The sequence below is a fragment of the Streptomyces murinus genome, from assembly GCF_002154555.1.
Lineage (GTDB): Bacteria > Actinomycetota > Actinomycetes > Streptomycetales > Streptomycetaceae > Streptomyces > Streptomyces murinus.
On sequence record NZ_MUNF01000105.1, the window covers coordinates 1 to 12852 of the forward strand.

At 74.0% G+C, this 12852-nt stretch carries 6 protein-coding genes; all 6 read left to right on the forward strand.

From position 1 onward, the window contains the following. Positions 1-6769 (forward strand): non-ribosomal peptide synthetase (locus CCN72_RS08640; protein ID WP_107430079.1); only part of this gene is annotated, 6769 nt, incomplete at its 5' end. Between the two features lie 84 nt (positions 6770-6853). Further along, positions 6854-8452, forward strand: a complete 1599-nt coding sequence (locus CCN72_RS08645) for an argininosuccinate lyase (RefSeq protein ID WP_279630224.1) — start codon at positions 6854-6856, stop codon at positions 8450-8452. Then, positions 8452-9510: a GHMP family kinase ATP-binding protein gene (locus CCN72_RS08650; RefSeq protein WP_244174158.1), complete on the forward strand. Its 1059-nt coding sequence runs from the start codon at positions 8452-8454 to the stop codon at positions 9508-9510. The genes CCN72_RS08645 and CCN72_RS08650 overlap by 1 nt, the downstream gene beginning before the upstream one ends. Positions 9511-9512: 2 nt before the next feature. Next, positions 9513-11783: a pyridoxal-phosphate dependent enzyme gene (locus tag CCN72_RS08655; RefSeq protein WP_086806997.1), complete on the forward strand. Its 2271-nt coding sequence runs from the start codon at positions 9513-9515 to the stop codon at positions 11781-11783. 70 nt (positions 11784-11853) lie between these two features. After that, a complete protein-coding gene (locus CCN72_RS08660) occupies positions 11854-12078 on the forward strand; it encodes an MbtH family protein (RefSeq protein WP_086806998.1) in 225 nt (74 codons plus the stop codon). Beyond that, positions 12071-12852: phosphopantetheine-binding protein (locus CCN72_RS08665; RefSeq protein ID WP_244174159.1), on the forward strand; the 782-nt coding region annotated here is incomplete at its 3' end. The genes CCN72_RS08660 and CCN72_RS08665, both read left to right, overlap by 8 nt.

The following is a 12852-nucleotide window of genomic DNA, read 5'->3' on the forward strand; positions in this document are numbered from 1 at the left end:
GACGGACCGCCGCCCGGGCGGGGAGCTGCCGTCCCGTGGCGCGGCCCTCCATGAGGCGGCGGTCCCCGGGGACGTCCTGGAGCGGCTGAACCGGCTCTGCCGGGAGACCGACAGCACTCTCTACACGACCATGCTGGCGGCCTTCCAGATCGTCCTCGGCCGCTACACGGGCGGCGAGGACATCCTGGTCGGCACGCCCGTGGCCAACCGCAACCGCAGGGAGTTCGAGGACACCGTCGGGCTGTTCGTCAACACCCTCGTGATCCGCTCCGACCTCTCCGACGACCCCCGCTTCCGCGATCACCTCAAGCGGCTGCGGGACACCGTCGCGGACGCCCAGGACCACCAGGACCTGCCCTTCGAGCGGATCGTCGAGCACCTCAACCCCGAGCGCACCACCGACCGCGCGCCCCTCTTCGACGTCGTGTTCGGCTTCCAGAACGAGGCGGAGACCACGGCCGCGCTGCCCGGCCCGCGCGCCCGGCTGCTCGAAGGCCCCGCCGGGAGCGCCAAGTTCGACCTCACCTTCGATGTCGTACGGGGCGAGGACGGTGTCCGCTGCCGGCTGGAGTACCGCGCCGATCTGTTCGAGGCCGCCACCGTCGAACGGTTCACCCGGCACTATCTGCGGCTGCTGGCCGCGGCCGTCGCGGAGCCCGAGCTGCCCGTCAGCCGGCTGCCCATGCTCAGCGACGAGGAGCTGCGCCCGCTCGTCTCCGCCCTGCCCGAAGAGGCTGCGGGGGCCGCCGCGCGCTGCGCCCACGAGGTGTTCGCCGAGCACGCCGCCCGCACCCCCGACGCCCTCGCCGTCACCGACGGTTCACGAGCGCTCAGCTACGGTGAACTCGACCGCAGGGCAAACCAGTTGGCGCACCGGCTGCGCGCCCTCGGGGTCGGACCCGACACCCTGGTGGGCCTGTGCGCACCGCGCTCCGCCGAGCTGCTGGTCGGCCTGCTGGGCATCCTCAAGGCGGGCGGCGCCTACCTTCCGCTCGACCCGGACAACCCGCCGGAGCGGCTGCGGCACATCATCGGCGACGCCGGGCTGCGCCATGTCGTCGGCACCACCGCCACCCGTCCGCTGTGGGAGGCCGCGGCCAGGCACGCGGTCGATCTGACGGCCGACGCGGACCGGCTCGCCGAACTGCCCGGCACCGCCCCGGACAGCGGTGTGACGCCCGACCATCTCGCCTACGTCATCTACACCTCCGGCTCCACCGGACGACCCAAGGGCACCCTGGTTCCGCACCGCAACATCACCCGGCTGTTCTCCGCCACCCACCACTGGTTCGGCTTCGGCCCCGAGGACGTGTGGACGCTGTTCCACTCCATCGCCTTCGACTTCTCCGTCTGGGAGTTGTGGGGCGCGCTGCTGCACGGCGGACGGCTCGTCGTGGTGCCGTACGAGACCAGCCGTTCCCCGGAGGAGTTCCACCGCCTGCTGTGCGAACAGGCGGTCACCGTGCTCAACCAGACCCCGTCCGCCTTCCACCAGCTCGACCGCGTGGACGCCCAGCGAGCGGGTGGGCCGTCCGAACAACTCGCCCTGCGCTATGTGGTGTTCGGCGGCGAAGCCCTCGATGTCGGCGCGCTCACCGGCTGGTTCGACCGGCACGGCGACACCACGCCCCGGCTGGTCAACATGTACGGCATCACCGAGACCACGGTGCATGTCACCTACCGCCCGCTGACCGCCCGGGACGCGGCACAGGGACGCGGCAGCGTCATCGGGGTGCCCATCCCGGACCTGCGGCTGCATCTGCTGGACCGGCACGGGAGCCCCGTCCCGCGCGGCGCCGCCGGTGAGCTGTACGTCGCCGGGGCGGGCCTGGCCCGGGGCTATCTCAACCGCCCGGAACTGACCGCGGAACGCTTCCCCACCGCACCCTCCGGGGAGCGCCGGTACCGGACCGGCGACCTGGCACGGCTGCGGGCCGACGGCGAGCTGGAGTACCTCGGCCGCATCGACGACCAGGTCAAGCTGCGGGGCTTCCGTATCGAACTCGGCGAGATCGAGGCGGCGCTCACCGCGCACCCCGGCATCGGCGCCGCCGTCGCCCGTGTCGTCCCGGACGCCACCGGGACCCCCGTACTCGCCGGCTATGTCGTACCGGCCGCCGAAAACCCCACGGAGGACGGCACCGGCACGGACCGCCCCGGCACGGACGGCATCGGCACGCACCGCCCCGGCACGGACGGCACCCGCACGGACGGCTCCGCCCCGGTCGGCCTCACGGTGGAGGACCTCCGCGCCCATCTGGCGGCCCGGCTGCCCGGCTATATGATCCCCGGCGCCCTCGTCACCCTCCCGGCGCTCCCCCTCACCGCCAACGGCAAGGTCGACCGGCGCGCGCTGCCGGTGCCGGGGACGGCGACGGGTGCGCTCGCGCCCGGATCGGCGTACGAACCGCCGAGCGGCCCGGTCGAGACCGCCCTCGCGGAGGTCTGGCAGGAGGTGCTCGGACACGAGCGGGTCGGCGCCCTCGACAACTACTTCGCGCTGGGCGGCGACTCCATCCGCTCCCTCCAGGTGCTGGCGCGCGCCCGGGACCGCGGGCTGCGCTTCGGCGTCGTGGACCTCATGCGGCACCAGACCGTGCGCGGCCTGGCCGAGGCCGTCACCCACGACCCCGGCGCGGCGGACGCGACGCCGTCGTACGAGCCGTTCTCGCTGCTCACCGACGCGGACCGGGCCGCGCTCCCGGACGGACTCGACGACGCCTACCCGATGACCCGGCTCCAGGCCGGGATGCTCTTCCACAGCGACCTCCCGGCCGCCGCGGGGCGCGTCTACCACAACGTCTCCGCCTACCACGTGCGGGCGCCCTGGTCCGAGGCCGCCTGGCGGCAGACCGTCGCCGAGGCCGCCGCCCGGCACGAGATGCTGCGCACCTCCTTCGATCTGCACGGCTTCGGCGAACCCCTCCAGTTCGTGCACCGCGACGCCCGCCCCGAGATCACCTTCGAGGACCTGCGCGACCTGGACGAGACGGCGCGGGAGGCGGCCGTCGCCCGGCACTACGAGGCCGAGCGCACCCGCCCGTTCGTCTGGGACCGGGCGCCGCTGATCCGCTTCCATGTGCAGCGCCGCTCCGACACCGCCTTCCAGCTCTTCATCGCGGAACACCACGCGATCGTGGACGGCTGGAGCGAACGCTCACTGTTCACCGAACTCAGTGCGCGGTACGTCCGTCTGTGCGCCGGAGCGGACGCCCCCGCGCCAGCCCCCGCGCCGCGCTCCCGCTTCGCCTCGTTCGTCGCGCTCGAACGCGCCGCCCTCACCGACCCGGCGCACCGGTCCTTCTGGGCCGGGCAGACGGCCGGCGCCACCGTGACCCGGCTGCCCCGCACCGGTCCTGCGGGGGGCGCGCCGCAAATGTCCTGGCACCATGAGCCGCTCCCCGCCGACCTGCACGAACGTCTCACCGCGCGCGCCGCCGAACTGGGTGTGCCGCTGCGCACCCTTCTGCTCGCCACACACGTCCGGGTCATGGCGCTGATGGGCGGCAGCGACGAGATCACCACCGGTGTGGTCCACAACGGGCGCGCGGAGGAGCCGGACGGCGACAAGGTCGTCGGCGTGTTCCTCAACACGCTGCCCTTCCGCGTCGCCCTCACCGCCGGGAGCTGGCGGGAGTTCGTACGACGCGTCGCGGATCTGGAGGTCCCCGTCCACGAGCACCGGCGCTTCCCGCTCGCGGAGATCGTGCGCACCGCCGGCGGCAGCGCGCCGTTCGAGACGTTCTTCAACTACACGCACTTCCACGTCGAGCAGGAAGGCCCCGCCGAGGGCGCGTTCACGGTGCTGGACGAGATCGGCGAGGCCGACACGGACTTCGCGTTCGGCGCGGAGTTCTCCCGCAGCCCCGACGGCCGGCTCCTCGAACTCGGGCTGCGTTACGACGCCGCCCGCTTCCCCGCCGAACGGATGACCGCGCTCCACGCCTCGTACACGGCGGCACTGCGGGCCCTCGCCGACACCCCGGACCGGGACTGCCTGGCGGCCGACCTGCTTCCGGTGGCGGACCGGCGACGGTACGCGGAGTGGAACAGCACGGAGAAGCGGTACGAAGAGCCGCATGTGCTCACTGAGTTGATTGAGCGTCAGGTACGGGTGTCGCCTGATGCCACGGCCGTCCGCTTCGAGGGCGGCGAGCTGAGTTACCGGGCGCTCGACGCGGCGGCGGAGCGGCTGGCCGTGCGGCTGCGGGAGCGGGGCGCCGGTCCCGGCACGTTCGTCGGGTTGCTCCTCGAGCGGTCCCTCACACTGCCGGTCGTTCTGCTCGCCGTGCTCAAGTGCGGTGCCGCGTATGTGCCGTTGGACCCGGAGCATCCCGAGCAGCGGGTGCGGTCCCTGCTGACGGAGGCGGGGATCGGGCTGGTCGTCGCAGGCGAAGCCTGGGGCGCCCGGCTGCGGGACGCCGGGGTGAGTGTCGTCGTACCGGATGAACCGAGCGCCGTACCGGGCGAGTCGGACGTCGTGCCGGACCGGCGGACGGACGGTCCGCGCACCGCCGTACCGGCCGCGTCTCCCGACGACCCCGCGTACATGATCTTCACCTCGGGTTCCACCGGCACCCCCAAGGGCGTCGTGGTGTCCCATCGGGCCATCGCCAACCGGCTGTTGTGGATGCAGGACGCGTACGGGCTGGTCGCCGGTGAACGGGTGCTCCAGAAGACGCCGTACACGTTCGACGTCTCGGTGTGGGAGCTGTTCTGGCCGCTGCTCACCGGTGCGACGCTCGTCCTCGCCCGGCCCGGCGGGCAGCGCGACCCCGGCTACCTGGCCGGGCTCGTGCGGAGCGAGCGGATCAGCACCGTGCACTTCGTGCCGTCGATGCTGGCCGTGTTCCTGGACGACACCGAGGCGGTCGCGTCGGCCGCCGGGCTCACCCGGGTCGTGTGCAGCGGCGAGGCCCTGCCCGCCGACGTCCGCAACCGGTTCTTCGAGCTGCTGCCCGGGGTCGAGCTGCACAATCTCTACGGTCCGACCGAGGCGGCCGTCGATGTGACGGCCTGGCGGTGCGCGCCCGATGACGGCGACACGGTGCCCATCGGGCGGCCCATCGCCAATATGCGCACCCATGTCCTGGACGCCCGCCTGGCCGAGGTCCCGCTGGGTGTCACCGGCGAGCTGTACCTGGAGGGCGTCGGGCTGGCGCTCGGGTACCACGGACGCCCGGAGCTGACCGCCGAGCGGTTCGTGCGGCACACCGGCGCCGACGGGGTCACCCGCCGCCTCTACCGCACGGGTGACCTGGCCCGGCACCGGCCGGACGGCGCCCTGGAGTACGCCGGCCGCACCGACCACCAGATGAAGATCCGCGGCTTCCGGGTGGAGCCCGGGGAGATCGAGGCGGTGCTCGGCGAACACCCGGCGGTGCGCGGCTGTGCCGTGCTGCTGCGCGGGGAGCGGCTGGTCGCGTATGTGGTGACGGCCGACGACGGTGCCCACGCCACGGGCACGGGCACAGGCACGGGCACGGGCACAGGCACAGGCGCGGACACCGGCACAGACAGCGGCACCGGCACCGGTGCCGAGGAGCTGGTCCGGCATGCCCGGGCCCTGCTTCCCGACCACATGGTCCCCTCGGCGTGGGTCCTGCTGGACGCCCTGCCGCTCACCCCCAACGGCAAGCTCGACCGCGCCGCGCTGCCCGCGCCGGACCCGGCGGGCGTGCTCCGCCAGAGCCCGCCCGAGCCGCCCCGCGACGCGACGGAGGCCCGGATCGCCGGGATCTGGGAACAGCTCCTCGGCGCAGGTCCGGTCGGCGTCCACGACGACTTCTTCGCCTGTGGCGGCCACTCCATCGACGCCCTGCGCCTGATCGGCCGCCTCAACGACGCGTTCGGCGAACGGCTTTCGGTCTCCACCGTGCTGGAGCGTCCGACCGTCGCGGGCCAGGCGGAGGTGCTGCGCGCCCAGCGGCGGCCGAGCGGCCCGGACCCGGTCGTCCGCATCCGCCCGGACGGCGACCTGGACCCGCTCTTCCTCGTCCACCCCATCGGCGGCCAGGTCCTGTGCTACCGCGACCTCGCGGCCGAACTGGACCCCGGACGCCCGGTGTTCGGGCTCACCGCACCCGGCTTGACGGGCGCGGGACCGGACGGGGACGACCGCACCCCGGCGACCGTCGAGGAACTGGCCGCCGCCCACCTCGCCGCGCTGCGCCAGGTCAGGCCCGAGGGCCCGTACCATCTGGCCGGCTGGTCCTTCGGCGGGCTGCTCGCCTATGAGATGGCCCACCAGCTGCGCGCCGCCGGGGAACGCGTCGGGACGCTCACGATGCTGGACACGGCCTACCCCAGGGCGGTCGACGTCCCCGACGACGACGTGTCCCTGCTGGAGTGGTTCCACGACGACCTCGCACGCTCCTCGGGCACGGACCCCGGCCCGGACGCCCGGGCGGCGCTGCGCGCCGAACTGCGCGCGGCGGCCGGCACCACGGCCCGGCTGCGGGTCGTGGCGGACCATCTCCCGGATGCGGGGCCGGACTTCGACGACCTGGTCCGGCACTACACCGTCTTCCGCACCGGGCTGCTCGCCACCGTCCGCTACCGGCCGCCCGTCGCACCGGGCCCCGTCCACTTCCACCAGAGCCTGACCGGCGCCGAGATCGGCTCGGCGCGGCGGTGGGCCGAGCGGGTCCCGGACGGTCTGATCCGGTACGACGCCGACGCCGATCACTACCAACTGGTGCGGCCCCCGCAGGTGTTCGCCGTGGCCGCGGCCCTCGGCGCCGCCCTGGCCGCGGCCGACCACCGCTGAACCCTGCCTGCCCCGCCCGCGGAAGGCGCCCACCGGCGCCCTTGCGCACCACGCCCGCTCACACCACAGAACGGACACCGTCACGTGACGAGCCAGTCCCCGGCACCCGCCGCCGAACTCACCGGCCGCATCAGCGGCGGACCGAGCGAACTGCTGCACGAGGAGGTGCTCGCCCCGCAGTTCCGGTTCGAGTCCCGCCATCTGCTGCACCACTACGTCGCCATCGAGAAGACCCTCGCCGCCGAGTACGCCCGCATGGGACTGCTCGACACGGACGAGGCGCACGCCGTCGCCGCCCTGCTCGACGGGGTGGGCCCGGACACCCTCAGCGCCCGGCCCGACGCCAACATGTCGGACATCGCGTTCGCGATCGAGCGGCATGTCGAGGCGGGGCTCGCGCGGCCGGCCGTGCGCTGGCACGTCGACCGCAGCCGCAACGACCTCCAGGCGTGCGCCCAGTTGATGTTCGGCCGGGAGCGGCTCATCGCGTTCGCCGGGGCCCTGGCGGACCTCGGCGAGGTCGTCGTACAGCTCGCGGAGGAGACCCGCGAGCTGCCCATGCCCGGGTACACGCACTTCCAGGCCGCCCAGATCATCACCCCCGGCTTCCATCTCACCGCGCTCTCCGAGCACCTGCTGCACACCCAGCGCCGGCTGCTGGCCGCCTACGACGGCATCGACGCCTGCCCGCTCGGCGCCGGCGCGATGGCCGGGCAGGAACTGCCCTGGGACCGCGTCCGGATGGCCCGGCTGCTCGGCTTCGACCGCCCGCAGTCCAACGCGCTCACCGCGGTCGCCTCCCGCCGCTGGAGCGCCGAGGCCACCGCCGAACTCAGCCTGCTGGGCTCCGCGTTGAGCCGGTTCACCACCGACCTGCTCAGCTGGGGCGGCAGCGAGTACGGCTTCATCGAGCTGCCCGACGAACTGTCCGGCATCTCCTCGGCCATGCCGCAGAAGAAGAACTACCCCGTGCTGGAGCGCATCCGGGGCCGCACCGCCCATCTGACCGCCTTCCACACGGACGTCCTGCTCGGCCAGCGCAACACTCCGTTCTGCAATCTGGTCGAGGTCTCCAAGGAGGCCGGTACCCATGTGCTGGCCGCCTTCGACTCGGCGCACGGCACCGTACGGCTGCTCACCGAGGTACTGCGCCGCCTCACCTTCCGCGCGGAGCGGATGCGCGAGGTGTGCGAGCGGGAGTTCCTGGGCGGGTTCAGCCTCGCCAACGCCCTCACCCTGACCGAGGACGTGCCCTGGCGCACCGCCCAGGTGATCGCCGGCAAGTACATCGTGCGGGCCGTCGCCGCCGGTGCCCCGCCGCACCCGGGCGTGCCCGAGCTGCTGGTGGAGGCGGCGGCCGAGCACTCCGTCACGCTCGCCGAACCGGGCAGGCTGCTCGCCGACGCCTTCGATGTGCGGCGCGGGCTCGAACGCCTGGCCTCGCAAGGGTCGGCGCGGCCCGAGGCGGTCGCCGAGGCACTGCGCGTCCAGCGGGCGGCGTACGCCGAGGTGCAAGCCGCCTGGGAGCGGCGGGCCGAGGCCGTCCGCGCGGGTGCCGCCGAGACGGACCGGGCGCTCGGGCTCACGGCGCCGGCGGGCCCCGCCGTGGACGCCGTACGCACAAAAGAGGCGACGGCGGGCTCCCCCGAGGGCGCCGTACACGCGGAAGCGGGGGACCGCTGATGCCGCCGTCACCGATCTCCAGCCCGGCCGCCGCGCCGGCCGATCTCGAACCCGGTCTCGGGCACGCCTTCGGCACCTTCGGGGAGCTTCTCCAGGGTGCGCTGCCCGAGCCGGACAGCGACTTCCTGGTGACGTTCCCGCTGGCCAGGTGGGCGACCGCCGCCTTCCACCCGTGGCCCGGACGGCCGGACGTACGGGTCGCACCCGCGCACAAGGCCAAGTCCCGGCGCACCGCCGAGGCCGTCCTGTCCGCGCTCGGGGTGACCCACGGCGGCCTGCTGGAACTCGGCGGCGACCTGCCCGAGGGCAAGGGCATGGCCAGTTCGTCGGCCGACCTGGTCGCCACCGTACGAGCCGTCGGCGCGGCCTTCGGACGGTCGTTCTCCCCCGCCGAGACCGAGGCGTTCCTGCGGGGCGTGGAACCGGCCGACGGTGTGATGTACGACGAGATCGTCTGCTTCCACCACCGGGGCGTGCGCCTTGGCCGCAGACTCGGCACGCTGCCACCGTTCGCCGTCGTCGCGCACGACGAGGGCGGTCAGGTCGACACGGTCGCCCACAACCGCACGGCCGGTCCGATCGGGGCCGCGGACCGGCACGAGTACGCCCGGCTGCTCGACCGGCTCACCGCCGCCGTCACCGAGGGCGACCTACCGGCCGTAGGTGAAGTAGCGACTCGTAGCGCGGAGTTGAACGGACGGCGGCGCGAGCGGCCCGGGTTCGACCGGCTGCGCGTGCTGTGCGACGAGGTCGGCGGGCTCGGCCTGGTCCTCGCGCACAGCGGCACCCTGCTCGGTGTCCTCCTCGAAGCCGGCGACCCCGAACTCGACGCCAAGTCCGCTCATATCAGGGCCGGTTGTGCGGCGCTCGGCGGCGAGGTGTCCGTGCACCGCTCGCTGGGCGCGGGCGACGACTGGACCCGGCCGCACCGCGGACAGCCCACCGGGCCCGCCGGCCCTGTACCCCGTCCCGGCGTATCCCCTCCCGCCGTACCCCATCCCGCCGTACCCCATACCGCCGCGGAACCCTCCGCCCTCCCTCATGAGCTGGAGATCTGACCATGCTGTTCGACACGCTGACGGACGCGATCGGCGGGACTCCACTGGTCCGGCTGCGCCTCGGCGAGGCACGCGGGGTGGAGGTCTACGCCAAGCTGGAACTCCAGAACCTCTTCGCGATGAAGGACCGCGTCGCCCGCAACATCATCCGGGAGGCCCGGCGCCTCGGCACACTGCGGCCGGACGCCCCGGTCGTGGAGAGCTCGTCCGGCACGATGGCCCTCGGTGTCGCCCTCGTGGGCCGCTCGCTGGGCCATGAGGTGCACATCGTCACCGACCCGCGCATCGATCCCGTCACCCTCGCCAAACTCCGCGCCCTCGGCTGCCGGGTGCACATCGTGGAGGCGATGACCAGCCACGGTTGGCAGTCCGCCCGCCTGGAGCGGCTCGCGGAACTGATGGCCGAACTGCCCGGCGCCTTCTGGCCGCAGCAGTACACCAACCCCGACAACCCGGGCGCCTACCGGGAGTTGGCGGGCGAGCTGCTCGCCGATCTGGGGCACATCGACACCGTGGTCGGGGCGGTCGGCTCCGGCGGATCGCTGTGCGGCACCTCCCGTGCCCTGCGGGAGAGCCTGCCCGGCGTGCAGGTGGTGGGCGTCGACTGCGTGGGCAGCGCCCTGTTCGGGCAGCCCGATGTGCCGCAGCGGCTCCAGAGCGGCCTGGGCAACAGCCTGCTGCCGAAGAACCTGGACCGCTCGCTCATCGACGAGGTGCACTGGCTCAACGACCACGAGGCGTTCGCCGCCACCCGGGATCTCGCCCGGGAGCAGCAGATCTTCGCCGGGAACACCTCCGGCTCGGTCTACCGCGTCCTCGGCGACCTCGCCGAGCGCGCCGAACCGGGCTCGCGCATCGTCGGCATCATGCCCGACCGCGGCGACCGGTACGCCGACACCGTGTACAGCGACGAGCACTGGGACACCCATCGGCTGCACGAACTCCCGGCGCCCGAGGGGCCGTCCGTGATCCCGGTCGGGCAGACCGCGCTGAGCTGGTCCCGGCAGCCGTTCCGCGCCCCCGAGGAGCTGCGGCGGCACCTGGTCTTCGTGGAGTCCAACACCACGGGCACCGGGATGCTCGCCCTGGAGCTGGCCCGGGAGGAACTGGACGCCGTACCGGTGCTGTTGACGGGTGACCCCGAACGGTACCGGGGGCTCGCCGCCACCGGCGCCGAGGTGATCCGCTGCGACACCAACTCGGACGCCGCCCTGCGCGCCGCCGTCCAGGACCGCTTCCGCCGCGAGGAGATCGCGGGCATCACCACCACCAGCGACTTCTACGTCCCCGCCGCCGCGCGCCTGGCCCGCTGGCTCGGGCTGCCCGGCAATCCGCCCGAGGCCGTGACCGCGTGCCGTGACAAGTCGGCCCTGCGGGCCCTGCTGGAGAGCGCCGGGGTGCGCCAGCCGCGGTACGCCGTCGTCCGCGACGCGTCCGAGGTGGCCGCCGCCGTGGCCCGCACCGGGCTGCCCTGCGTGGTCAAGCCCGCCGACGACTCCGGTTCCGTGAACGTCCTGCTCTGCGCCGACGAGGCCACGGCCACCGCGCACGCCGAGCGGGTCCTCGCCGTGACCACCAATGTCCGCGGTATGCCGACCGCGCGCACGGTCCTGGTGGAGGAGTACCTGGACGCCCCCGAGTACAGCGTGGAGATGTTCACCTGGGACGGCCGCGCCGAGTGCGTCGGCATCACCGAGAAGTCCGTGACCGGCACCCCGCACTTCGTGGAGCACCGGCATCTGTTCCCGGCCCCGCTGCCGGCCGAGACGGCCCAGCGGATCACCGAGACCGTGACCGCCGCCCTGGACGCGGCCGGGATCCGGCTGGGCGCCACCCACACCGAGGTGAAGCTCACCGCCGCGGGGCCCGCCGTCATCGAGATCAACCCGCGCCCCGCGGGCGGCATGATCCCCGAACTCATCCGGCTGGCCACCGGCGTCGACCTGCTCGAACAGCAGCTGCGCACCGCCGTCGGGCTCGCCCCCGCCCTCAAGCCCGCCCAGGACGCCCACGCGGGCATCCAGTTCCTGCTGCCCGACGCCGACGGGGTGCTCGACGCCGTCGACGGAACCCAGGAGGCGGCCGCCGTGCCGGACGTCGAGGCGGTCACGGTCACCGCCGCACCGGGCACGGTCGTACGGCACCCGCGCAGCGCCGGTGACCGGATCGGGCATGTCATCGCCAGCCACCCGACGCCGGAGCGGGTGACGGCGGCGCTGGACGAGGCGCGGCGCCTGCTGCGGCTCAGCGTCGACAGCGGCCCCCGTCCATAGCCCCCACCACCCTCACCACCCCGTCGTACGACCCGTACGGCACCCGGAACGGACACCCCGAGGACCTGCCATGAGCAACCCCTTCGAGAACGACAACGCCGACTACCTGGTCGTCCGCAACGACGAGCTCCAGCACGCCCTGTGGCCCGCCACCGTGACCGTCCCCGCCGGGTGGACGCGGGTGCACGGGCCCGCGCCGCGGCAGAGCTGCCTCGACCACGTGGAGCGGAACTGGACCGACATGCGGCCCGCGTCCCTGGTGGCCGCCCTCGCCGGGAACACGGCCCGTGACTGACCTCGACCGCTCCACCACCACCCTCGTGGGAGGCGGGGCCGACGGCGGCGCCGGCGTACCGGATCCCGCCGGGACGCTGTGCGCGCTGATCGCGGACGTGCTCGGGCTGGCCGCCGTCGACCCGGGGCAGAGCTTCACCGGGCTCGGCGGTGACAGCATCCAGGCCATCCAGGTCGTCAGCCGCGCCCGCCCCGCCGGGCTCCTCGTCACCACCCGTGAGGTGCTGCGCAGCGAGACCGTCGCCGCGCTGGCGGCCGGTGCCCGCGCGGTCCCCCGCTCCGGTGCGGGCACCGGTCCCGCCAGGCCCGCGCGCCGGTTCGGCCCGTTCGCGCCGACCCCGATCATGGCGTGGCTCGGGGAGCTGGGCGGTCCCGTCGACACGTACAACCAGTCGCTCGTGCTGCGCACCCCGGCCGGTTTCGGCGCCGAGGACGCGGTACGGGTCGTACAGGCCCTGCTGGACACCCACGACATCCTCAGGCTGCGGGTGCCGGGGGGCGCGGGCGCGACCGGTGCGGGCGCTGCTGGAATGGACTCGGCGGGTACGGACTCGACAGGTACGGAACCGGCAGGCGCCCGGCCGCTGGTGCCGCCGCCCGGGAGCGTCGACGCCCGCGCGCTGATCGAGCACGTCGAGGCGGGGGCCGCCACCGACGAGGAGCTGCCCGGCCTGGTGACGGAGCGCATCCGGGCCGCGCGGCGGCTGCTCGCGCCCGCCGAGGGGATCGTGCTGCGCGCCGTGCGCGTCGACCGCGGCCCCGCCCGGCAGGGCCG